Annotated in this window: 22 protein-coding genes; 9 read left to right on the top strand and 13 right to left on the bottom strand. The window is 71.6% G+C overall.

Annotated elements, in window-relative coordinates; all coding sequences use genetic code 11:
- From ACZ7CD_RS26230 to ACZ7CD_RS26245, 4 genes are read left to right on the top strand one after another with little or no spacing between them, the layout of a single operon-like run.
- A complete protein-coding gene (locus tag ACZ7CD_RS26230; protein ID WP_470379882.1) occupies positions 1-435 on the top strand; it encodes an ATP-binding protein in 435 nt (144 codons plus the stop codon).
- Between the two features lie 46 nt (positions 436-481).
- Complete coding sequence (locus tag ACZ7CD_RS26235; protein ID WP_458432899.1) at positions 482-868, top strand: MerR family transcriptional regulator; 387 nt, start codon at positions 482-484, stop codon at positions 866-868.
- The gene (trxA, locus tag ACZ7CD_RS26240; RefSeq protein ID WP_360400467.1) at positions 859-1,167 is read left to right on the top strand and encodes a thioredoxin; all 309 of its coding nucleotides are present in this window, start codon (positions 859-861) and stop codon (positions 1,165-1,167) included. The genes ACZ7CD_RS26235 and trxA overlap by 10 nt, the downstream gene beginning before the upstream one ends.
- An 18-nt stretch (positions 1,168-1,185) precedes the next feature.
- Positions 1,186-2,766 carry a Na+/H+ antiporter gene (locus ACZ7CD_RS26245; protein WP_470379883.1) on the top strand — a complete coding sequence of 527 codons (1,581 nt, stop codon included), beginning with the start codon at positions 1,186-1,188 and terminating at the stop codon, positions 2,764-2,766.
- A 37-nt stretch (positions 2,767-2,803) separates the two neighbouring features.
- On the opposite strand, the gene ACZ7CD_RS26250 is transcribed toward ACZ7CD_RS26245, so the two are convergent.
- On the bottom strand, positions 2,804-4,096 hold the full coding sequence (locus ACZ7CD_RS26250) for a hypothetical protein (RefSeq protein WP_470379884.1): 1,293 nt from the start codon (positions 4,094-4,096) through the stop codon (positions 2,804-2,806).
- Positions 4,097-4,323: 227 nt separating this feature from the next.
- On the opposite strand from ACZ7CD_RS26250, the gene ACZ7CD_RS26255 reads away from it, so the two are divergent.
- Positions 4,324-5,226, top strand: coding sequence for a DUF1996 domain-containing protein (locus tag ACZ7CD_RS26255; protein ID WP_470379885.1), 903 nt, complete (start codon positions 4,324-4,326; stop codon positions 5,224-5,226).
- Between the two features lie 122 nt (positions 5,227-5,348).
- On the opposite strand, the gene ACZ7CD_RS26260 is transcribed toward ACZ7CD_RS26255, so the two are convergent.
- The 5 genes from ACZ7CD_RS26260 to ACZ7CD_RS26280 form a co-directional block, all read right to left on the bottom strand.
- Positions 5,349-7,541 (bottom strand): discoidin domain-containing protein, encoded by a 2,193-nt coding sequence (locus ACZ7CD_RS26260; RefSeq protein WP_470379886.1) that lies wholly within the window; start codon positions 7,539-7,541, stop codon positions 5,349-5,351.
- 102 nt (positions 7,542-7,643) lie between these two features.
- Positions 7,644-8,657, bottom strand: a complete 1,014-nt coding sequence (locus tag ACZ7CD_RS26265; RefSeq protein ID WP_360400482.1) for a LacI family DNA-binding transcriptional regulator — start codon at positions 8,655-8,657, stop codon at positions 7,644-7,646.
- Positions 8,658-8,697: 40 nt separating this feature from the next.
- Positions 8,698-11,790, bottom strand: a complete 3,093-nt coding sequence (locus ACZ7CD_RS26270) for a PA14 domain-containing protein (protein WP_470379887.1) — start codon at positions 11,788-11,790, stop codon at positions 8,698-8,700.
- A gap of 158 nt (positions 11,791-11,948) precedes the next feature.
- Positions 11,949-12,779, bottom strand: a complete 831-nt coding sequence (locus tag ACZ7CD_RS26275) for a class I SAM-dependent methyltransferase (protein WP_470379888.1) — start codon at positions 12,777-12,779, stop codon at positions 11,949-11,951.
- Positions 12,780-12,870: 91 nt separating this feature from the next.
- Complete coding sequence (locus ACZ7CD_RS26280; protein WP_470379889.1) at positions 12,871-13,440, bottom strand: helix-turn-helix domain-containing protein; 570 nt, start codon at positions 13,438-13,440, stop codon at positions 12,871-12,873.
- Between the two features lie 48 nt (positions 13,441-13,488).
- Between ACZ7CD_RS26280 and ACZ7CD_RS26285 the strand changes: the two genes are divergently transcribed.
- Positions 13,489-14,391, top strand: coding sequence for an NAD(P)/FAD-dependent oxidoreductase (locus tag ACZ7CD_RS26285; protein ID WP_470379890.1), 903 nt, complete (start codon positions 13,489-13,491; stop codon positions 14,389-14,391).
- Positions 14,392-14,393: 2 nt separating this feature from the next.
- Here the strand turns inward: ACZ7CD_RS26285 and ACZ7CD_RS26290 are convergent, their stop codons facing one another.
- Both ACZ7CD_RS26290 and ACZ7CD_RS26295 read right to left on the bottom strand, forming a co-directional pair.
- On the bottom strand, positions 14,394-15,611 hold the full coding sequence (locus ACZ7CD_RS26290) for a GDSL-type esterase/lipase family protein (RefSeq protein ID WP_470379891.1): 1,218 nt from the start codon (positions 15,609-15,611) through the stop codon (positions 14,394-14,396).
- Between the two features lie 58 nt (positions 15,612-15,669).
- A complete protein-coding gene (locus ACZ7CD_RS26295; protein ID WP_470379892.1) occupies positions 15,670-16,530 on the bottom strand; it encodes an NYN domain-containing protein in 861 nt (286 codons plus the stop codon).
- Between the two features lie 113 nt (positions 16,531-16,643).
- On the opposite strand from ACZ7CD_RS26295, the gene ACZ7CD_RS26300 reads away from it, so the two are divergent.
- Positions 16,644-17,234 carry a bifunctional 4-hydroxy-2-oxoglutarate aldolase/2-dehydro-3-deoxy-phosphogluconate aldolase gene (locus ACZ7CD_RS26300; protein WP_470372411.1) on the top strand — a complete coding sequence of 197 codons (591 nt, stop codon included), beginning with the start codon at positions 16,644-16,646 and terminating at the stop codon, positions 17,232-17,234.
- Between the two features lie 10 nt (positions 17,235-17,244).
- Here the strand turns inward: ACZ7CD_RS26300 and ACZ7CD_RS26305 are convergent, their stop codons facing one another.
- Positions 17,245-18,192 carry an NAD(P)-dependent alcohol dehydrogenase gene (locus ACZ7CD_RS26305; protein WP_360400506.1) on the bottom strand — a complete coding sequence of 316 codons (948 nt, stop codon included), beginning with the start codon at positions 18,190-18,192 and terminating at the stop codon, positions 17,245-17,247.
- 58 nt (positions 18,193-18,250) lie between these two features.
- Between ACZ7CD_RS26305 and ACZ7CD_RS26310 the strand changes: the two genes are divergently transcribed.
- Complete coding sequence (locus ACZ7CD_RS26310; RefSeq protein ID WP_458432911.1) at positions 18,251-18,874, top strand: TetR/AcrR family transcriptional regulator; 624 nt, start codon at positions 18,251-18,253, stop codon at positions 18,872-18,874.
- Positions 18,875-18,879: 5 nt separating this feature from the next.
- On the opposite strand, the gene ACZ7CD_RS26315 is transcribed toward ACZ7CD_RS26310, so the two are convergent.
- Complete coding sequence (locus ACZ7CD_RS26315) at positions 18,880-19,341, bottom strand: hypothetical protein (protein ID WP_470379893.1); 462 nt, start codon at positions 19,339-19,341, stop codon at positions 18,880-18,882.
- 113 nt (positions 19,342-19,454) lie between these two features.
- On the opposite strand from ACZ7CD_RS26315, the gene sph reads away from it, so the two are divergent.
- Positions 19,455-20,387, top strand: a complete 933-nt coding sequence (gene sph / locus ACZ7CD_RS26320) for a sphingomyelin phosphodiesterase (protein WP_470379894.1) — start codon at positions 19,455-19,457, stop codon at positions 20,385-20,387.
- Positions 20,388-20,518: 131 nt separating this feature from the next.
- Here sph and lysA read toward each other — a convergent pair whose 3' ends face one another.
- The 3 genes from lysA to ACZ7CD_RS26335 all read right to left on the bottom strand — a co-directional run.
- Positions 20,519-21,832, bottom strand: coding sequence for a diaminopimelate decarboxylase (gene lysA / locus ACZ7CD_RS26325; RefSeq protein ID WP_470379895.1), 1,314 nt, complete (start codon positions 21,830-21,832; stop codon positions 20,519-20,521).
- 179 nt (positions 21,833-22,011) lie between these two features.
- A complete protein-coding gene (locus ACZ7CD_RS26330; RefSeq protein ID WP_470379896.1) occupies positions 22,012-22,419 on the bottom strand; it encodes an RNA-binding protein in 408 nt (135 codons plus the stop codon).
- Positions 22,420-22,607: 188 nt separating this feature from the next.
- On the bottom strand, positions 22,608-23,018 hold a 411-nt coding region (locus ACZ7CD_RS26335), incomplete at its 5' end, for a transposase (protein WP_470379897.1).

The raw sequence follows: 23,018 nt of genomic DNA on the forward strand, positions 1-23,018 counted from the left end.
TTGAGCGACGCCACGCCGGACGTCACCGCACCCGGTGGTCAGTGGGCCACCATGCGGCTGACCCACCCCACCCCCAGCCTCGCGCAGGTGCGCTGGTGGGTGCGCCGCGCCCTCGCCGACGAGACGACCTTCGGCTCCGAGGCCGTCGTGCAGGTCGTCAACTCGCTGGTGAGCAACGCCTACCGGCACACCTCCGCGCCGCGCGCCACCACCCTGATCCGCCACCGCACCAGCCCGTACGTCCGCATCGAGGTGGAGGACGGTGAGCGCACGGCCGCCCTGGTGCCGACCGCCCCCGTCCGGTTCCACCTCGGGCTGCGGCTGGTCGCGGGGCTGAGCACCGCCTGGGGCGTGCGGGCCCGGCACAACGGCAAGGTCGTCTGGGCCGACGTGACCAGGACCGGACCGGTGCACATCCCGGTGCAGCGCGGCTGACGCGGCCTTGCCTTGACGTGGGCGTCAAGGTTTAGCGTCTGCGGTCATGAGGATCGGCGAACTGGCCAGGCGAGCCGGCACCACGACGCGGGCGCTGCGGTTCTACGAGTCGCAGGGTCTCCTGGAGGCGCACCGCAGCGCCAACGGCTACCGCGAGTACGACGAGCACGACCTCCGGCTGGTCGCGGAGATCCAGTCGCTGCAGTCGATCGGGCTGTCGCTGGAGGACACCCGCCCGTTCGTGGCGTGCCTGCGCGCCGGGCACTCCTCCGGCGACTCGTGCCCGGACTCGCGGGAGGTCTACCGGCGCAAGCTCGCCGAGCTGGACGCGTGCCTGGAGCGGCTGGGCGCGGTGCGCGCGTTCCTCGTGGACAAGATCGAGGCCTTCGACCCGTGCCGGGTGGACGAACCCAGGGAGTTCAAGTGCAGCTGACCGACGCCACGTTCGGCGAGAGCGTGCGGACCGGGACCGTGCTGGTCGAGTTCTGGGCGCAGTGGTGCGGACCGTGCCACATGCTGTCGCCGGTGCTCGACGAGATCGACCGGGAACGCGATGACCTGACCGTTCTGCGCATCAACGCCGACGAGAACACGGCGACCGCCCGCGACTACCAGGTGATGTCGCTGCCGACGATGCTGCTGTTCCGCGACGGGGTGCCGATCCGGTCGATCGTGGGAGCGCGACCCAAGTCGCGGCTGCTCGCGGAGCTGGATGCCGCCCTGACCGCGTGAGCGTCCTAGATTGGGCACATGCTCGGTCTGGAACTCGTGGTGGTGCTGGGCGTGTGCGTGCTCGTGAGCAGCGTCGCGGCCGGGCGGTTGCGCGTCGCCGCACCGGCCCTGCTGGTCGTGTGCGGCGCGGTGCTCGGGTTCGTGCCGGCCCTGGAGTCGGTGACCCTGCCGCCGGAGGCGATGCTGCTGATCTTCCTCCCGGCCCTGCTGTACTGGGAGAGCCTCACCACCTCGTTGCGCGAGGTCAGGTCGAACCTGCGGGTCATCGTGCTCACCAGCACCGTGCTGGTGATCGCGACGGCCGCGGCGATCGCGTGGGTGGGGCACGCGCTGGGGCTGCCCTGGGGACCCGCGTGGGTGCTCGGCGCGGCGCTGGCCCCGACCGACGCGACGGCGGTGGCGGCGATCGCACGTGGGCTGCCGCGGCGCACCACCACGATCATCAAGGCCGAGTCGCTGATCAACGACGGCACCGCGCTCGTCATCTACGGCATCGCGGTCGCCGTCACCGTCGGCGAGGCGCAGTACAGCGCAGGGCTGGTCGGGTGGCGGTTCCTGCTGTCCTACGCCGGTGGCGCGGCGGCGGGTCTGCTGTGCGCGTGGCTGGTGGTGCTGGTCCGGCGGCGGCTCGACAACCCGGTGCAGGAGAGCGTGGTCAGCGTGCTGACGCCGTTCGCGGCGTTCCTGGCGGCCGAGGTCGTGCACGGCTCCGGCGTGATCGCCGTGGTGGTCGCGGGGCTGACGCTGAGCCAGATCGGGCCGCGGCTGGTGCGAGCCGACGCGCGGCAGCAGTCCGAGGCGTTCTGGCGGTTGTCGACGTTCCTGTTGAACGGGTCGTTGTTCGTCCTGATCGGACTGCAGGCCCACGGTGCCGTGCGCGCGTTGGACGGCCCGGAGGTGTTGGCGGCGTTCGGCACCATCGGTCTGGTGGCGCTCACGGTCGTGGGCTCGCGGGTGGTGTGGAGCTACACCACGCCGTACATCATCCGTGCGCTCGACCGGCGCCCTCAGCAACGCGCGCGACGCGTCGGCGCACGGCAGCGCATGGTCACCACGGCAGCCGGTTTCCGCGGTGCCGTGTCGCTGGCGGCGGCGCTCGCGGTGCCGGAGACGACCGCGTCCGGCGCGCCCTTCCCGTTCCGCGGGGAGATCGTCCTCATCACGTCCGGTGTCGTCGTGCTGACGCTGGTCGTGCAGTCGCTGCTGCTGCCCGTGATCGTGCGGGCGTCGCACCTGCCCGAGGACACCGCGCTGGACGAGGAGCTCCGGCTCGCGCAGTCCACGGCGTCCGAGGAGGCCTACGAGGCGTTGCCCCGGCTCGCGGACGAGGTCGGCGTCAGCGACGTCGTCTACAAGCGGGTGCTCGCCGAGTACGACCACCACCTGGAGGTCATCCGCTCTACCGCGAACGGTGACGAGGAGGCCACCCAGGCCGAGGCCGAGTACGCGGCGCTGCGGCTGGAGCTGATCGCGCACAAGCGGGCCACCGTGGTGCGGCTGCGCGACGAACGGGCGATCGACGACATCGTGCTGCGCACGGTGCAGGCGCGGCTGGACGTCGAGGAGGTCCGGTTGTCCCGCCGCGAGGTCGAGGACTGACCAAAAACCCCCTGCTCTTCCGGCATCTGCAAGGGGGTTAGTTGAACAGGGTGCGGGACAAAGTGCGCACGGACGCCATGAGTGAGCGGTCCGGTGGGGACGGGGGTGGTGGCGGCAGCATCGCCAGCGCCTCCTCGTCGGTGGCGGAACGGGCGGCGAGCGCGGCCGTGCGCAGGACCTCGCGGTCAACGCCGGGACCGCCCCTGACCTCGAACTCACGGCCACCCTCGGTGCGCACGTACATCTGGCCGTCGGCGAAGCGCTCGTAGCGCAACGCCGGCGACTCGGTCTCGCACACCTGCGCGCCGAAGGTGCACTCGCCGAAGCCCGCGCCCAGCCGGGGTCCGACCGAGACGTACCGGGCGCCGGGCAGCAGTGAGCGGTCATCGGGGGTGAAGTGGGTGCCCTGCGGCGAAGCGGACCCGGCCGAGTAACCGGGCACCACGGCGGTCGCCACGCCGTCGGTGACCCGTGCGGTGAGCACCGCCTCGCGCAGTACGGCCCGGTCGAACGACGGCGGCGCGGTCAGCAGCAGGCGCGTGGTGCCGACGCGGTGGGCGTAGCCGATGCGGACCGGCGTGCCGTCCAGGAAGAACAGGCCGGGGCGCTCGACCTCGCAGCGGTCCGTGAACGGGTAACGGGAGTCGTGCGGCTCGAACCGGCAGTCCGGGCCGTCCGGCAGCGCGTGCAGGGAGACGTCGGGCGACGGCGCGTTCGGGTCGAGGTCGTCGGGCACGAGGTGCCACACCCCCTGGGCCGGCACCAGGTGGTAGCCGGGCACCGCGGTCACCATCATCGACGTGCGCGGCACCTGGCTCGCGGCCAGGCGTTGCTCCACATCGGACGGCAACGCGCCCGCGAGTGCGCGCAGCATCAGCAGCGCCACCGCGACGAGCACCGCGAACGAGGTGAGCGCCAGGTACCAGCGGCGCAGCAACACCCCCGCCACCAGCGCGAACAGCAGGGCCGTGGCGGGCCACCACAGCCACGGGGACTCGCTGAGGCCCAGGCGTGCCTCGTCGGACACGCTCCAGGCGAGCAGCCACGCACCGGTTCCGGCGCCGCCGACGAGCAGCGCCCAGCACACCCGCCCGCCGACGTTCCCGGTGAGCCACGACTCCCCCGGCGCCACGGACGCCGCGGCGGTCAGCGCGGCGACGAGCACCACGACCAGGACCCCGCCGACGACGACGGCCACCACCGGGCCGCCGAACAGCGACACGACCACGGGCCCGATCCCGCACGAGACGACCAGCGCGCCGGCCACCCCCGCCAGACTCACCTGGGCCAACGCCGGGCCCACTCCGTGCCGTTCCCCCATGTGCACCACGCGGTCACCCTGTCAGCTCCCCGGCGCGACGGGAACCGCAGAACTGCTCAACCGGTGGAACCTCAGGCCGTGTGCGGGGAGAGCGCTCTCACAGCCTTCCTGTCGCACGGTACGACCAGACGTCCGCGCTGTCAAAGAACCGGTCTTGACACCTCGCGGACCGGAGCGGGAACCTGGGTGGGAGAGCGCTCTCCAAGCCGGTACCCACCATCGGCAGGAGGACCCAGTTGTCCAGAAAGCTCAGCGCACTGACGGCAGCGGCCGCCCTCGTGGCGGCAGTTGTCGTCGTTCAGCAAGCCCAGGCCGACGACCTGGTCACGCACCACGAGTTCCAGGCGAACTGCTCGGTCACGCACCACCTCCCGGACGACCCGATCGTCTTCCCGGGGCTGGCGGGCGCGTCGCACCTCCACACGTTCCTCGGCAACCCGTCCACCAACGCCCGCACCACCACCGACTCGCTGCGGGCCGCCCAGACCAACTGCAGGACGCCCGACGACAGGTCCGCGTACTGGTTCCCGTCGGTCTACAACGGCGACCAGGTGGTGCCGCCGAACTTCCCGCAGGTCATCTACTACAAGTCCGGCATCCTGAGGTACCAGGACGTGGTGCCGTTCCCGCCGGGCATCCGGTTCGTGGTCGGCAGTCCCGGTGCCACCCAGGAGCAGTTCCGCACCGCGCCCGGCGCCGTGGAGGGCTGGGAGTGCGGTGACAGCTCCCACAACTGGGACATCCCGGCGCACTGCCCGCCCGGCACCCAGCTCAACATCCGCTACCAGGCACCGAGCTGCTGGAACGGCCGCGACCTCGACTCGGCTGACCACAGGTCGCACATGGCGTACCCGGACCGCGCGACGCTCGTCTGCCCGTCGTCGCACCCGGTGGCGGTGCCGATGATCGAGTTCAAGATGGCGTTCCCGGTGTCCGGTGACATGTCGCGCGTCCGGCTCTCCAGCGGCCGCGGCTACACCTGGCACTACGACTTCATGAACGCCTGGGACGCGCCCACCCAGGCCGCGCTGGTCCGCCACTGCATCAACGGTGGTCTCCAGTGCGACCCGCGTGGATATGACCTGTACAAGCCGCAGAGGGGTGCCGCCCTCGGCCCGGACTACCGGTTGCCGAGGTAGCGTTCCCCCTTCCCCGCACCCCGGGGCGGCGCGTGCCCTGGGGTGCTTCCCCTTCCACCGCGGAGCAGGACGGGCGCCGCGACCGGGGTGGCCGCGGCGCCCGTCAGGCGCTCATCCCGCTGTCAGGGGTAGCTCACGACGTAGCGGACCTGGTTCGCGAGGTCCGCCTGCCCGCCGGTGCCGTTGATGACGTTGGCGATCGTGCCCACACCGCCCAGCGACACCGCGACCAGGTGCGTGAACCGCACGCCCGCCCGGTTCGGCGCCTCGAACGCGTTGTCCGTGACCACGCCCGGGTTGGCCTGGTTGAAGCAGTACACGCCGACGCCGAACGCCTGGTGCGTGGTCACCGAGTCGGCGACCTTGTAGCCGGCCCAGCCGCGCTTGGAGCCGTTCATCCACGCCGCCTGGTTCGGCGGGTCGTACGGCAGCTCGTTCTGGTAGAGGTACACCCGGCCGCCGTTGCCGTTCCAGATCAGGTTGTGCTGCTGGTAGTGCTCGACGAACAGGCCGTAGGCGATGACGTTGTCGCCGTTGACGACCACGCCGTTCTGGCCGGGGTTGGCGGTCCAGCTGACGCCCTCGCCGTGGTCGGCGCGCCAGACCCAGGTGTGGTCGATGATCGTGTTGCGGCTGTTGACCCGCATGCTGACCGTCGCCTTGCCCGCCTGGGAACCGCCGACGCGCAGGTACACGTCGTGCAGCGAGGTCGGGTTCGCCGAGTGGTCCGCGGTGCCGGCGTCACCGATCTCCAGCAGCACCGGGGAGTTCTGCACGCCGGCGTCGACCAGGAAGCCGGCCAGCCGGACACCGTCCACATCGGACGTGGTGAGCGCGGCCTTCCCGGTGGTCGGCGTCAGCGTGGCGAGGCCCAGGCCGAGCACGACGGTGTTCGGGCGGGTGATGCGGATCGTGTCGTCGACCTGGTGCACACCGGGCGTGAGCAGCAGGTGCTTGCCCTGGGCCAGTGCGGCGTTGGTGGTCGCGACCGGCGTGCCGGGCTTGACGATGAAGAAGTCCGCCAGCGACACCGACGTGCCGGGGTTGCCGTTCTCCCAGCTGGTGCCGCGGGAGTTGGTGCGCAGCGCGGGCAGGAAGACCCGGTACTCACCGGAGCCGTCGAGGTACAGGTACGGCTTCTCGCGCGTCACCGGAGAGGTGTCCACGGTCGTGTGCGACGGGTTCGGGAAGTGGTCGGCGGGGGCGCCCTGCGTACCGGCGAACACCATGTTCCACACCGAGCCGGACCAGCCGCCCGCGAGGTTGCTGTTGCGGGTCAGGAACTGCTGCTGCGAACCGGAGACGACCACGCCGTCGATCTTGCTGTCGACGATCAGGCCACCGCTGGCCCAGCCGTCGTAGCCGTTCCACAGGTGCGCCTGGCCACGCAGGTGCATCCGCCGGTACGCCGTGGCCTGCGACACCGCCCAGCGTTCGATCTGGTTGGCCGGCAGCGTCACCGACAGGTTCTCCGCGCCACGCCAGAAGTTCTGCGTCGCGTTGCCGAGGTTGTTCGGGTCGTCGCCCTGCTGCAACCAGTCGGCCTCGACCCGGATGTGGCCGTTGATGTTCACGTCGTCCGGGTTCAGCCCCAGACCCGCGACCTGCGTGTAGAACCGCAGGTTCACATCGGCGTTGTAGCTGCCCGGCTTGAACAACACGGCGTAGCGCTGCGGGCCGAACTGGTTGGTCTTCATCTGCGCGGAGATCGCGTCCAGCCGCGACTGCATCTCCGACTGCGACGACCCCGGCCCGTACACGAACACGTTCGGCCCGAAGTCCGGGTTCCGCGGGTCCGTCGGCGGCACCCCGGTGGAGTCGGTCACCGCGTTGACGCTCAGCTCCCACAACGAGTAGCCGTACCCGGTGCCGCGCTGGGTGCCCAGCACCCGCACGTACCGGCCAGAACCGTTGACGTCGAGCGCCTGCGTGCCCCCGGTACCGGTCGTGGTCGAGTACAGGGTGCTCCAGGAGCTCGCGTTGTTGCTCACCTGCACCTGGAACGCCTTGCCGTACGCCCCCTCCCAGGCCAGGGTCACCCGGCAGACCTGCTGCGTGGAGCCGAGGTCGACCTGCACCCACTGCGGGTCGGAGAACTGCGACGACCACCGCGAACCCGCGTTGCCGTCGACGGCGGCGGACGCAGGGGTGCCACCGTTCTCGGTCGAGGACGCCGTGGCGGTCTTGTTGAGGGCGACGTTGGCGGTGCCGCACGCGGCGGCACCGGCGGAGGTCGAGGTCGTGGCGCTGACGGTGGTCACGAGACACAGGGCGGCGGCGGAGAGCGCGGCCACCCTGGACAGGGGTATGCCCATGATCCTGCCTGACACGAAGGGGCGTTGAGCCCGGGACGGGTGGCGACCGGTCGCCGTGAGAGCGCTCTCCCGAACGTTAACCCCGCGTGTCGGACAGGTCAATCAAGCAGAGGCGCGGACGACGAGTTCCGGTTCGAAGATGACGGATCTCGGGCGTTGTCCCGGTTTTTCCAGGTCGGTGAGCAGCAGCTCGGCCATCGCGGCGGCCATCTGCTCGACCGGCTGCCGCACGGTCGTGAGCTGCGGGCGGCACGCGAGCGCGGGCGTGCTGTCGTCGAAGCCCACGACCGCCACGTCGTCGGGGACGCGCAGCCCGTGCTCCTGGATGACGAACACCGCCGCCTGCGCCATCAGGTCGTTGGCGGCGAAGACACCGTCGAGGTCGGGGTGCTCGGTGAGCAGCCGGGTCATCGCGGCCCCGCCGCTCTCCGCCGTGAACCCGCCCTCCGCGCTCGGCACGTACGGGAAACCGTGGCGGGCCATGGCATCGCGGAACCCGGCAAGCCGGTCCTGGCTCGCCAGCACGTCGAGCGGGCCGGAGATGGTGACGACGTCCGTGCGCCCGGACGCCACCAGGTGGTCGGCCGCGAGCCGCCCGCCCGCGCGGTGGTCCATGTCGACGTAGCTGACGGGCGTGGGCGCGCCGGGCCGGGCGTAGAGCACCGAGGGCACCCCGGCGGCCAGCAGCCGGGCCGGCAACGGGTCGGCGGGGTGGGTGGTGACGAGCAGCGCGCCGTCGGCACTGCCCTGCCGCAGGAACTCGACCACCTCGGTCCTGGCCGGTTCGGAGTCGGCGAGCATGAGCACCGGGTGCACGCTGTGCGGGCGCAGGAAGTCGACCACGCCCGCCGCGACGCGGCCGAAGAACGGGTCGGTGAACACGTCCGACCCGCCGCCGGCACCGGAGATCACCAGCGCGACCGTGCCGGTCCTGCGGGTCACGAGGGACCGGGCCGCCCGGTTGGGCGAGTACCCGGTCTGCTCGATCGCGCTGCGCACCGTCTCCTGGAGCTGAGGGTCGACGTTGCGGGTGCCGTTGACCACGCGCGACACGGTCGCGCGCGAGACACCCGCAACTCTGGCGACGTCCTCCAACGTGGGTGCGCTCTTGCTCATGCCACCGGTTGTACCACGCAGGGAGAGCGTTCTCCCAACATCAGGACGTGACGCGCACGTCCTTGATCGCGCCAGGCCAGAAGTCGACGTTCTGGCCGTTGTACTTGGCCCGTCCCACGGTGAACGCGCCGGTGCTCACGACCGCCGGACCCGCCGCCGTGGTGGCGACCAGCGCGCCGTCCACGTAGAGCCGGATCTCGCCGCCCCTGCGCTCGCCCTTCAGCTCGTACCAGCGGCCGATCTCCGGCGTGGTCTCGAACCGGGCCCGGTTGCCGCCCGGCGTGCTGAACGCGAACGCGCCCTGCCCGTACTGCAGGTAGAAGGGGTTCTCCCGCTCGCGGCCGTCCTGGCTGACGGCGGTGGCGTAGTTGCCGGGCACCTCGTCGAGCCGCACCTTCGCGGACACCGCGTAGTCGCCGGTCGTGTCGACCACCGGGCCGTAGGTGTCCGCCGAGCCGTTGTGGAACTGCAGCGCGCCGTCCTTCCAGGTGGCGCCGGTCGGGCTGAGCGTGAGCGGGTTCTTGCCGGTCGAGTCCTCGGCGACGGCTCCCCTGGTCTCGTCGAGCTTCCACTCGCCGCTGCCCGCGTACGGGTACGGCTTGCCCGCGTTCGCCCCGGCCTCGATGACGCGCCGGTTGATCTCGCGGACGGGACCGGGGTCGACCTTGATGCGCTTGCGGTCGTAGGTCCACAGGCCGTTGAGCTCGCCCTCCAGGTCCGTGACCTGGGTGTAGACCGACGCGGACAGCTCGGCGCGGGCCTGGCCGAGGTAGAACGTGCGGGTGTTGTCGACGTACTTCGCCGTCAGCGCCGCCTTGTCCGCCACACCGCTGTAGATCGCGATCGGCGCGCCCGGCCACTGGTGCCCCGGCGTGCGCAGCGTGAAGCCGCCGTGCTCGCCGTCCACCACGACGCGCTTGCCGTCCGGGCGGGCCGGGTCGGTGTTGTTGTAGTCGTGGTGGTCGAGCACGTCACCCCTGCCGCTGTCGCCCTTGGACGCGCAGCAGTTCACGCCGCTGTGGGCGTTGACGATCCGGCTCGGGTCGGCGGCCTTGACCTGGTCGGTGATCTGGCCGGTGACCGTGCGGTCCCACTCGCCCCAGCCCTCGTTGAACACGATCCAGGCGTAGATGGACGGGTAGTTGTGCAGCTGCTCCATCAGCTCGCGGCCCTGGCTGACGAAGGCCTGCTGCGCGCCGGGGTCGTTGCCGTCCTCCAGCGACACGAAGTCCTGCCACACCAGCAGTCCGAGCCGGTCCGCGTGGTAGTACCAGCGGGCGGGCTCCGCCTTGATGTGCTTGCGCACCGCGTTGAAGCCGAGGTCCTTCTGCGCCTTCAGGTCGAAGACCAGCGCCTCGTCACTGGGCGCGGTGTTCAGGCCGTCCGGGTAGAAGCCCTGGTCGAGCTGCATGAGGTTGAAGACCGGCTGGCCGTTGAGGGTCAGCTTGGGCGTGCCGCCGACGTTCGCGATGCCGGTCGAGCGCATGCCGAAGTAGCTCTTGACCTTGTCCTTGCCGAGCGTGACGTCGAGCTTGTAGAGGTACGGGTCGTCCGGCGTCCACAGGTGCGCGTTCGGCACGGGCAGCGCCAGGTCCGCGTTCGCCGGCCCGGTGACGGTGCCGACCTGCTTGCCCCTGGCGTCGCGGGCGACGGCCGTGACGGTCCCGGTGCCGGCGGACCGCACGTTGACCGTGAGCGTGCCGGTGGCCAGGTCCGGGGTCGTCTTGATCCCGTCGATGCCCTTGTCCGCGACCGGTTCCAGCCACACGGTCTGCCAGATGCCCGACGACGGCGTGTAGAAGATGCCGCTGGGGTTGGGCGACTGCTTGCCCTTGGGCTGGTGCGGGCCGGTGGTGTCGGTGACGGCGACGACGATCTCCTGCTCACCGCGCTTGAGGGCGTCGGTGATGTCCGCGCTGAACGCCGTGTAGCCACCGGTGTGCTCGGCGACCAGCGTGCCGTTCACCCAGACCTTGGCCTGGTAGTCGACGGCGCCGAAGTTGAGCTTGAGCCGCTGCCCGCTGCCGATCCGCCAGTCGTGCGGCACGGTGACGGTCCTGCGGTAGAACATGTGGTCCTCGTGCCGTTCGAGGCCGGAGAGCTGCGACTCGACCGGGTACGGCACGATGATCTTCTCCGGCAGCTTCTTGCCGAACCGCGGCTGCTCCCCGGCCTTGGCGCCCGCGAACTCCCACGGCCCGTTGAGGTTGAGCCACCGGTCGCGTTCGAGCTGCGGCCGCGGGTACTCCGGCAAGGGGTTGCGCGCGTCGAAGTTCTCGCCCCACGGCGTCCTGAGCCGCTCGGCCGAGGTGTTCTTCACCGTGCGGGCCGTCTTCTCGACCTTCCGCCCGTCCACGGCGAGCGCACCGGCACCGTCGTAGTAGATCTTCACCCGCTGGCTCTTGAGCACTTCCTCCGCGAGCCGCACGGTCACCCTGCCGCGGCTGGCCGTGACGACCGAGACCGGCATCGGCGTGGCGTCGACCTCGACCCGCAGGTGCTCCTTGAGGTCGGACGTCCCCGTGACGCGCCCGTCGAAGTCCGCGGTGAGCGTCCGCCCGTCCTTCGAGACCTGCGCGCTGCGCGGCACGACCCGGAAGTCCGCGGGCGGCGTGAACGCGGACTCCGGCACGATCTGCTTCGGCGTGGTCGCGCTCGACCAGCGCAGGTACATGTTGGCGCCGCCGACGTCCTGGAACATCTCCAGCCGGAAGTCGTACTGGCGCCCCGCGGTGAGCGCGACCGGCGCACTGGTCTGCTCGCGGTCCCAGTCCCCCACCCAGTGGTCGATGACCGGCTGCCCGTCCACGAAGAGCCGGAACCCGTTGTCCCCGATGGCGTGGAACGTGTAGTCACCGGTCTGCGGCACCGCGATCTGCCCGGTCCACCGCGCCGTCGTGTGCTCGGTGCGCCCGGCCAGGAACCCGAACGTCGAGGTGAGGTCCGAGTGGTTGACCTCGGCGTCGAGCACCGTGCCGGCGAGGTTCGCGAAGTCCCTGGCCCCCGGCGCCGACATGCTGAAGTACTCGCCCTTCAGCCCGTGCACGGGCTCGGCGGCGCCGGCCGGTGGTGTTCCTGGCATGACGCCCAGTGTGAGCAGCAGGGCGAGGAGTGCGGGGGCGGCTTTCCTCATCGGCGAGATTCCCCTTCGAATTTACAACGTTGTAAGAGCGCTCCCATACATCCACGCACAGGGTTCGGAGTCCCTGCTACGGCCGTTCGGAGGTATCAGGCATGTCAAACCGGACAAGTTGCCGGACAGGCAGCGGCGCCGATCGTCACCCCCGTGAGCTATGCCTTCCGTGCGGCCCATACGGAACGTTCGGTGCGCACGGCCAGATCGGTGCGGTGCAGCAGACCGGTGGGGCTGTGCGGGTCGAGGAGGTCGTCGAACGCGGCCAGGTCCTCCGCGGACAGCACGTCGTCGACGGTGCCGCGCATGCGCCGCAGGCCGGCCAGTGCGTAGCGACCGACCACTTCGGACTGCGGGAGGTGGATGGCGAGGGTGCGCTCGGCCTCCACGGTGAAGCCGGCGGCGGTCAGCTTCGGGCCCCAGTCGGCGCCGCGGTGCGGGACGAGGTCGGCGTGGCGGCGGTCGCTGGCGGCGTGGATGCGGTCTTCGAGGTCGGTGCCGAGGAAGCGGGGGAAGCCGGCGAGCTCGACGACCGCGAACAGGCCGCCCGGAGCGAGGACGTCGTGGACCTGGCGCAGGGCGCGTGCGGGGTCGGCCATGTGGTGCATCGAGGCCGATGCCCACACCAGGTCCGGGGTGCCGAGGTCGGGCCAGGTGGTGTCCAGGTCGGCCTGGACGGTGGTCACGCGGTCGGCGAGGCCGAGCTCGCAGGCCTTCTCGCGCAGACGCCGCAGGTGGTCGACGTCCGTGTCGACTGCGGTGACGTGCGCCTCCGGGAACTCGGCCAGCAGCGCGAACGTGCCGGCGCCGGTGCCGCAGCCCAGGTCCACGACCTGGCGGGGGCGGTCGACGGGCAGCCACCGGATGAGGTCGGCGGTGTGCTCGGCGACCACCTCGGCGTCGAGGTCGAGGATGTCCGCCATCCCGTGGTCGTGGCTGTGGCTGTGGCCGTGACCAGCGCCGTGTCCGTGTCCGTGCTCGTGGTTCATGCAGCTCAAACTAGGACCGCCGTGCGCCAGATGCACGGCGTCTTGCGCAGGAAGCAAACAGGTCGTCCTCAGCCCTGCCGGAAGCGCAAGATCAGCCCGTTTTCCGCTCGCTGTGCCCCCGCCGCGCCTCGCGGTCGAAGATGCCCATGACCTCGCACGGCCCGCCCGCGGTGCCGATGGCGTGCGGCAGCATCGTCGGGAACTCGGCGGCCTGGTTGGTCTCCACGCGGTACCGGCGGTTGCCCAGCAGCAGGATCGCGGTCCCGGACAGCACGACGAGCCACTCGTGCCCGGAGTGCGCGCGCAGGCCCGAGGGGCTGTCCGGCGGCGGGTTGGTCATGCGCTGGCGGATGACGGTGATGCCGGGCTCGGCTCTGATCGGCCAGCGCATCTGGCCGTGCGCGCCGTCGATCAGCGGGCTGACGATCACGTCCTCGGTGTCGGTCTCGACGAGCTGGTCCAGCGAGGTGTCCAGCGCCCGCGCGAGCACGACGAGCTGGTCGAGGGCGAGGCGGCGCTGACCGTTCTCGATGCGGCTGAGCGAGGACGGGCTCAGCCGCGCGCGGGTCGCCAGCTCCTCCAGCGACCAGCCCTGCGCGAGCCGCAGCGCGCGGATCCGTTTGCGCACGAGGCTGTCCAGCTCGCCATCTTCTTGCGTCATGCGCACGATCGTATGCTCGATCCGCAAGGCGCACCTACCGTCGGTGCCATGACGAAGAACTTCGACGCCGTGGTGATCGGCGGTGGTGCCGCCGGACTGAGCGGCGCCCTCGTGCTGGCCCGTTCCCGCCGCACCGTTGCCGTGGTCGACAGCGGCACGCCCCGCAACGCGCCCGCCCACGGCGTGCACGGCCTCCTCGGCCACGACGGCATCCCGCCCGCCGACCTGCTCAAACGCGGCCGCGAGGAGGTCGAGGGCTACGGCGGGCAGATCATCGCCGGCGAGGTCGCGGCGACCGCACGGGTGCAGGACGGCTTCACCGTCACGCTGAGGGACGGCCGGGTCCTGCACGCCCGCCGGCTGCTCGTCGCCACCGGGCTGCGCGACGTGCTCCCCGACGTGCCCGGCCTGGCCCGCCACTGGGGCCGCGGCCTGGTGCACTGCCCGTACTGCCACGGCTGGGAGGTGCGCGACGAACCGATCGGCGTGCTCGCGGTCGGCCCGGCGTCGGTGCACCACGCGCTGCTGTTCCGGCAGCTCACCGACGACCTCGTCTACTTCGCGAACGGCACGGGGCTCGACGCCGAGACCCGCGCGAGCTTCGCCGCGAAGGGCATCCGGGTCGTGGACACGCCCGTCGCGGAGGTCGAGGCCGACGGCGACGACATCAGCGGCGTCCGGCTCACCGACGGCGAGGTCGTGCCGCGCCGGGTGATCGCCGTCGTCACCAGGATGCTCGCCCGCACCGAGGGCGTCGAGGGGCTCGGCCTGCCGGTGGAGGACCTGCCCAACGGGCTGGGCCGCCGGTTCGTCAGCGGCGCGGCGGGCACCACCGACGTGCCGGGCGTGTGGGTCGCGGGCAACGCCACCGACCCCACCGCGCAGGTCGGCGCGTCCGCCGCGGCCGGAGCGCTCGCGGGCGCGCACATCAATGCCGACCTGCTGCACTGAGGTCAGCGGAACGACTTCAGCGCCACGTAGTCGGCGATCGCCTGCTGTCCCCTGATGTTCGCGTGCACGCCGTCGCCGGTGTCGTAGAGCGGGTTGATGCTGTTGGGCCGCAGCGGGTCTTCCAGCACCTGGTCGAGGTCCACGACCTCGGTGCAGGTGCCGGAGCAGTCGCCGCCGCGCTTCACGAAGTCGTTGACGGTGTGCCGGTCCACGTTGTTCTGGTCGCTGTAACCGGGTCGCGGCGTGATCGGCGTGACGTGCACGTCGATACCGGCCTTGCGCAGACGGTCGAACACGGCGCGATAGCTGGTGACGATGTCGTTGGCCGTGCAGCCGTTCGCGATGTCGTTCGTGCCGTAGTAGTAGATGACGTCGGTGACGCCGTGCAGCGCGAGAACGTCCCTTTCCAGCCGTGACAACGCATCGAGTCCGACGAACGCATCCGGTGTCCTCGGGCAGACGGCGCTCGTCGTGCCACTGACGCCCGCGTTGGCCACGGCCAACTGCTGGTCGGCGGGCAGTTCGGCCACGATCCGCCGTGCGAGCACGTCCGTCCAGCGCTTGTTCGTGCCGAGCTCGGTGCAGCCCGGACCGCAGTTCGTGCTGCCGACGCCGTCGACCACCGAGCTGCCGAACGGCACGATCGTCCCCCGCAGCCGCGGGTTGAACACGTCCACGGCGCTGACGAGGTACGTCGACTGGACGCGTTCGGTGTAGGCGGCGGCGCCGGTGTCGGCCGTGTGGTCACCCGAGCCCGCCGGGGTGAGGTAGTTGTCGCGGAACGCCGACTCGTGCCGGCCGGGGACGACGTCGCCGCTGACGTACGTGCTGACCGCGAGGTCGGTGCCCGGCGCCGTGTCGAGCGGGGTCCGGTCGCTCCACACCTCGCCACCGGCCGGGATGGTCACGCTCCGGCGCCCGCCGAACGTGACGTCCACCGGCCGGGAGACCGCCGCGTCACCGGTGCTGAGCCCCGCGGTGGTGCGGTCGACGGTCAGCGGCTGCCGCCCGAACGTGTTCTGCAGCCTGACCCGCACGGCGCTGCCGCCCTGGCTGAGGTGCGTGATCATCCGCAGCGACTGGTCGCGCACGGCGACCGGGGCGAGGTTTTGCTGCGACTGCGCCCACGAGGTGAACCAGCCGGGCCGACCGGCCTCGGGGGCGGCGGGCGCGAGGACAGCGGCGAGCACGACGGCGATCACCTGGATGGGTAAATCCATGCGCCGTAGAGTGCCCACTCACGCACGTGCTGTAACCATGTGCTGTGTCACAGCCGTCTCACTTGGCGGGTGGCGGCACGTCGCCGAGCTGTACGAACTGCGCCCGCGGGTACTTGCGGCCCGCCATCGGCACCGGTGACCCGGTGAACGACACCGGCGTTCCCGCCAGCAGCAGCGTCAGCCCCTCCGGCAGGTCGTCGCGCGAGACGAACCACGACCCGCCCTTGGAGTCGGTGATGAAGCCGTGCGACTGCCCGGACTTCCAGGTCGCGACCGTGCCCCTGCGGCGGCCGCGCGGTGCGCCGACCGGTGACGCCACCGCCTCCGACGAGCGCACGAACGCCCGGCGCAGCGGGTAGTCCGGCTGGTCACCGGGCGCGAACAGCTCGTCGAACCCCGGCGTGAACGGCGTCGCGGCCCGCAACGGCGCGGCGGTGCGCGGGGTCCACGAGGGCATGTCCTCCCCCGACCGCACGTCCACCACCGGCAGCACCACGTGCACGCCGCGCGCGGTCAGCCTGGTCACCAGCGGCGCGAAGTCCGCGTCACCGGTGAGCAGGACGACCCAGTCCAGCGGCACGGTGGTCGCCCGGTCCCAGGCCTCCAGCGCGAGGTGGACGTCGACGCCCTTCTCCTTGCCGCCGTGCAAGGGCATGTCGTGCCGCGTAATCCCGGCGGCGTTCAGCACCGCGTCGAACGACGCCGCCGGGGTCTCGATGCGGCCGCGCACGTAGTGGGCCTCCGCGACCACGCACTCGTCGAGCGGCCGGCCGGTCTCGGCGTGGACGAACCAGCGCACGGCGTCGTGCAGCCCGTCCACCGAGATCCGCGCCGCCCGCCGGTGCGCGGTGGCGTAGAAGTCGCTGAGGTAGGCGAACCACGTGCCGTCGTAGAACACGCCGATGCGGACGATCCCCATCGGACAGACATTACCGACCCGGTCAGGGCCTGCGGATCGCCCGACCCCGGCAGCGCGCGTCCCGGCTCCGCGCCGGGAACAGTCCACAGTTGATGGTCAGTAGGGTGGCGAGCGTGAGCTACCGCTACGAGATCACGCAGGCGGTCGTGCGGCAGGGCATCATCGCGATCGTCCGCACCACCGACGCCGAGTCCGCGGTGAAGGCCGCCGTCCCGTTGCTGGACGCGGGCCTCACGTCGCTGGAGCTCCCGCTGACCAACCCCGGCGCGCTGGACGCCATCCGCGAACTGCGCGCGAGCCACCCGGACGCCACCATCGGCGCCGGTTCCGTGCTGGACGAGACCTCCGCCGTCGCCGCCGTCCGCGCGGGCGCCCGGTTCCTGGTGGCGCCCAACCTCGAACCGGCCGTGATCCGCGCCGGTCACCGCTACGGCGCCGCCGTGCTGCCCGGTGCCGCCACCGTCACCGAGGTGGTCCAGGCGCTGGAGGCGGGCGCGGACGCCGTGAAGGTGTTCCCGGCGCCCACCCCGCGGTGGGTCGAGGACGTGCTCGCCGTGCTGCCGCACGCGCCGCTGGTGCCGACCGGCGGTGTCGCACCGGCCGACGTGCCCGCGTGGCTCGCGGCGGGTGCGGTGGCGTGCGGGGTCGGGTCGGCTCTCGCCCGCACGCCGTTGGCCGAGCTCCAGGCGCTGCTGCGGCCGTAGCACCACGGGTTCAGTCGATCTGCACGACCACCTTGCCCCGCACACCGCCGTGCTCCAGCGCACCGTGCGCGGCAGCGATGTCGGCCAGCGGGAACACCCGGTCGACCTGCGGGCGGATCGCCCCGGTCGCGACCAGGCGGCCGAGCTCGGCGATCAGCGGGGCGGTCGGGTTGCCGCTGAAGAAGCGGGTCCAGCGGGTGCGGTGCAGCGCGTGCGCCGCGATGTAACCCAGTGAGCGGACCGGGCGGTCGAGGTCGAACGCGATCGCCACCAGCCGCCCGCGCGGGGTGAGCAACCGGCGGAAGGCGGGCAGGTCGGTGCCGACGGTGTCGAGCACGACGTCGAAACGCCCCAGATCGCCGGGCGCGCGGTAGTCGACCGCCTCGTCCGCTCCGAGCCCGGTCACCAGGTCCAGGTTCTTGGCACTGGCCAACCCGGTGACGTGCGCCCCCATCGCCTTCCCGAGCTGCACGGCGATGTAGCCGACGCCGCCCGTCGCTCCCCGGACGAGCAGCCGCTCACCGGGCGCGAGCGCGGCCAGGTCGCGCAACGCGGTGATCGCCGTGGTCCCGACGGGCAACGCGGCGGCCTGCACGGCGTCGAGCCCGGCGGGAACGTGGTCGAGCCGCTCGGCCGGTACGGCCACGTACTCCGCGGCCGAGCCCATCCGCCGCCCCAGCACGCCCCAGACCAGGTCACCCGCCGCGAACCTGCTGTTCTCCGGCGCGACGACCTCGCCGACCAGGTCGATGCCCACCCGCTTGGGAAAGCTCTTGCCGCTGAACGGGCGCAGCCGCCCGGCACGCATGGCCAGCTCGCCGCCGTTGACCGACACGGCCCGCACCCGAACCAGGACCTCACCGGGGCGTGGCCGCGGGACGGGCCCGGTGGTCACGGACAGGACCTCAGCGGGCCCGTACCGGTCATACGTCGCGAGCCGCATCGAAGTGGAAACCATGCTCCAGTTCTACGACCGGAACCGGACGGTGTCATCCACTTCGCTTAAAGTGAGAGGGGTGTCGACGACATCGCCTCGCTTGCGCACGGACGCCGCCGCCAACCGGACCAGGATTCTCGACACGGCACGGGAGGTCTTCGCGGCGGAAGGCCTGGCGGTCCCGATGAGCGAGATCGCACGCCGCGCCGGCCTCGGCGTCGCGACCCTCTACCGCCGGTTCCCGACCAAGGAGGACCTGGTCGCGGAGGCGTTCTCCGAGCAGATGCACGAGTGCGTCGGCCTGCTCGACACCGCCCTCGCCGACCCCGACCCGTGGCGCGCGTTCTGCCGGGTGATCACCCAGGTGTGCGCGATGCAGGCCAGGGACCAGGGGTTCTCCAAGGCGTTCATCACGGCCTTCCCGCACGCGGTGGAGTTCAGGACGCTGCGCGAGCAGGCCGAGCGGGGCTTCGCGGAACTGGTGCGCCGCGCCCAGGCGGCCGGTGCGCTGCGCCACGACTTCGACCCGGCCGACCTCGCCCTCGTCCTGCAGGCGAACGGCGGAATCCGGGCCGGTACGCCCGAGGCGACCGCGGACGCCTCCCGCCGGCTCGTGGCCTACCTGCTGCAGGCGTTCCGCGCAGAAGGGGCCGGCCCGCTCCCCCGTCCCGTCACCATCTCGCTCGACGCGGCACTGCGCTGAGCCGGTTACCGGGCCGAGTACGTCACGCCGGACCAGTACACCGGCGTGAGGCCGGCGAGCCGCCCGTCACCGGACCGCACCACGGCGAAGTCGCTCTCGACGACCGACCGGTCGGCGTTGGTCGCCCGCAGGCGCAGAACCGCTACCCGGGAGCCACCGGTGGACCCGGCGCCAGGCTCGAACGACACGACGACAGGCCGATCACCGCCCGGCGCCTGCCCCGACGAGCGCGCGTCGTCCACCAGCCCTCTGCAGATGCCGGGCACCTGCGCGACCGACTCGCAGAATCGGCCGTGGTCACCCGCCCAAGCCAGTCGCACCGCCTCGTCGAGCAACGCCTCCGCCTCAGCCCGTTCGATCGCGGGCCCGTCGGACGGCATGGCCGCGACCACTCCGGCCAACACGGACGCGAACACCACCGCCCCGACCACCACACCGGCTCGCCTGCGTGCCTGCAACTCCCCCATCGCACCAGCGTAGTGACCACGCGCAGCGGTCGGCTGGACTTAATCGATATGACACCATCGGGTCATGCGCCAGCAGTTGTGAAGGAGTTTCACGTACTGCACCATCGGCCCTCATGCGCCTGATCACGCTCGCCGCCGCCGTCGCGCTCGCGATCACCGCGGCACCGGCGACCGCCGCCCCTGCCGCGGCTGCCCCGAAGATCGCCACCTACAACGTCTTCATGCTGTCGCGGAACCTCTACCCCAACTGGGGCCAGGTCGCCCGCGCCGACCTCATCGACAGCACCGGCACGCTGAACGGCCAGGACGTCGTGGTGCTGCAGGAGGCCTTCGACAACACCGCCTCCGACCGGCTGCTGGGCAACCTGCGCGACACCTACCCGCACCAGACGCCGGTGCTGGGCCGCAGCCGGGCCGGCTGGGACGTCACGAGCGGCGCCTACCGCGACGAGACGCCCGAGGACGGCGGCGTGGCGGTGCTGAGCCGGTGGCCGATCACGACGCGGGTCCAGCACGTCTACCGCGACGCGTGCGGTGCGGACTGGTTCTCCAACAAGGGGTTCGCGTACGTGCGCATCGAGTCGCCGAGCGGGCCGCTGCACGTGATCGGCACCCACCTGCAGGCGGAGGACTCGGCCTGCACCAGCGCGCCGGGCGGGTACCGGGCCAAGCAGCGGGCCGAGATCAGGGCGTTCCTCACCGCACGCGCCATCCCCGCCACCGAGCCCGTCTACGTCGCGGGTGACCTCAACGTCGTCCGGGCGAGCGCCGAGTTCGCGAGCATGGTCACCGAACTGGGCGCGCGGACGCCGACGATCACCGGGCACCCGTACTCGTGGGACTGCGCCGACAACAGCGTCTGCCGCGACCAGTACGGGCCCGAGTACGCCTCGGAGCACCTCGACTACGTGCTCACGGTCCAGGGACCTCCACTGGTCAACGAGACCCGGCGGGTGAAGAGTCCGGAGTGGACGATCTGGTCGTGGGGCCGCAAGCACACCTACACCGACCTGTCCGACCACTACCCCGTCTTCGCCACGGGCTGAGCGCCCGCCGCAACACAGCCGCTTCGCTCACGCAGGTTGCCAGCTGTTGTGCCTTCGCCGCCCCAAGTCCCCCGCCCCTTGCTCTGCTGGCGTCTGCAAGTAGGGAGCGGGCAAGGCTTCTGGCCAGGTGCTCAGACGTACCGGCGCAGCAAGTCTTCTTCGGTCTCCCGCCGCACGACCGGCCGCGCCACACCGTCGCGGACCGCGACGACCGGCGGCCGGCCGACCTGGTTGTAGTTCGACGCCAGCGCGTGGTGGTACGCACCCGTCACGGGCACCGCCAGCAGGTCACCGGCGTGCACGTCCGCGGGCAGCGGCACGTGCTGCGCGAGCACGTCACCGGCCTCGCAGTGCCGCCCGACCACGGTCACCGGCGCCCGGCGGCCACCCCGCCCGACGAGCCGCACCGCGTACTTCGCCCCGTACAACGCGGGCCGCGGGTTGTCGCTCATCCCGCCGTCCACCGCCACGAACGTCCTCGCCGCCGACCGCTTCACCGCGCACACCCGGTACAGCGTCACCCCGGCGTTCGCGACGATCGACCGCCCCGGCTCGATGAGCACCCGCGGCACCGGCACCCGGTGCACCCCGCACTCGTAGCTCAGCGCCACCCGCACCCGGTGCGCGAACCCGGCCAGGTCGAACGCCGGCTCCCCCGGCAGGTACGGCGCGCAGAACCCGCCACCCAGGTCCAGCTGCTCGATCCGCACCCCGCACGACGCGATCAACCCGACCATCCGCCGCACCGCCTCCTCGTACGCCGCCACGTGCCGCACCTGCGACCCGATGTGGCAGTGCACCCCGACCAGCCGCAACGACGGCTGCTCCGCCACCCGCTGCACCGCCTCCAGCGCCGCACCGGACGCCAGCGAGAACCCGAACTTCTGGTCCTCCACCCCGGTGGCGATGGCGGCGTGGGTCTGCGCGTCCACGCCGGGCGTCACCCGCACCATCACCTCCTGCCCGTGCCGGGCGAGGGAGCCGAGCTGGGCGATCTCGTCGAACGAGTCGACCACGACCCGCGACACCCCGTACGCGAGCGCGGCTTTGAGGTCCTCACCGGTCTTCACGTTGCCGTGCAGGACGATCCGCGCGGCCGGAAACCCCGCGACCCGCGCCAGCGCCAGCTCCCCCGCGGACGACACGTCCAGCGAAAGCCCTTCGGCGGCCATCCACCGGTACACCTCGGGACACGGCAGTGACTTCCCCGCGAACACCACCTCCGCCTCGGGCAGCGTGCTGACGAACGCCCGTGCCCGCGCACGCACCGTCGCCTCGTCCAGCACCTGGCACGGCGTGCCGAACTGGGCCGCCAGCCGCGAGACGGGCACTCCACCGATGACGAGGTCAGCGCCGTCGAGCCGGGTTCCGTCCGGCCACAGGCCCTGTTCCAGCACCGGTCCGGTGGAGCACCCGGTGCTGGGCAACAACTCAGCGAGTGTCATGCCGGTGATTGCACGCCGGTCACCGGTGCGGTGTCAGGGCCCGCGACGAGTCCCTGACACGGTGGGGGCCCGCTTTGACGAGATCCTGATGGGCCGGGTGGCCCGGACCACATCGATGACCGGTTGCGCAGGTGGTACCGCACGACCCGGCGCCCAGGTGCTCCCGCCCGCCGTGCAGTTCATCGAGCCGCGGCGACCGGAGCGAGCACCGGATGCGGTACGCGCACCACGCGGTGTGCGCAGGCTTCCAACCTGGCAGCGACCGGCTGGCCCTCCCAGATCAGGACGTCGAACTCGCCGCAATCGGCCAGCGCGGTGAACGCACGATCAGCCGACGCCACGGCGAAGCTGCAGCAGCCCTGCTGGTGGGCATACCGCGCGTGGCACAGCAAGGCGTGTTCGGCGGCGTTGGCGTGCTGCGGCACCCGGCACGCGGCGATCCCGAGCTCCGCCAGCACGCTGAGCGTGAGGTCCTCGTGCGTGTCCGGATGGCTGTAACCGGCCATCACGTGATGAACCGGCCCGGCCGTCGACGCGCTCCGGCTCGCTGCCGTCCCGACCGGGTGACACCAGTCCACATGCAGCACCGCGTCGCACAGCGTGTCCGCCCGCCGAAAGGGCCCCTGCCCACACCGGTTTCACCGGCATCCTGCACGCTGAAGCCCTTGGCAGCGATCTTCCTCGACAGGAAGACCGATCGTCCAAGGGCTTCATCCGTGATCAACCAAGGCCCGCACTTCGCCGCCCCGGGCTGAAACTCGGGCTAGGCCGTGTTTTAGATGTGGCGTAGCCAGATGTTGATGGCGGCGATGTGGACGGTGGCCTGGTAGCGGATGGCGAGTTTGTCGTAGCGGGTGGCCACGGCCCGGTGTTGCTTGAGCAGGTTGATGCCGCACTCGACGGCGTGGCGCTGCTTGTAGATCTTCCGGTCGATCGTCGGTGGCCGTCCGCCTGCGGAGCCTTTGGCCTTGCGGTGGGCGGCTTGGTCGCGGGGCTGGTCGATGGTCGCCTTGATCTTCCGCTGCCGCAGATAGGCACGGTTGGCCTGGGAGCTGTAGGCCTTGTCCGCCAGAACCCGGTCCGGACGGGTTCTGCCGCGTCCGGGCCCCATGCGTGGCACCGAGATCTGCTCGATCACCGGCACGAACTGCGGGCTGTCGCCCCGCTGTCCGGCGGTGATCAGCAG

This window comes from Lentzea sp. NPDC036949 (assembly GCF_055608075.1).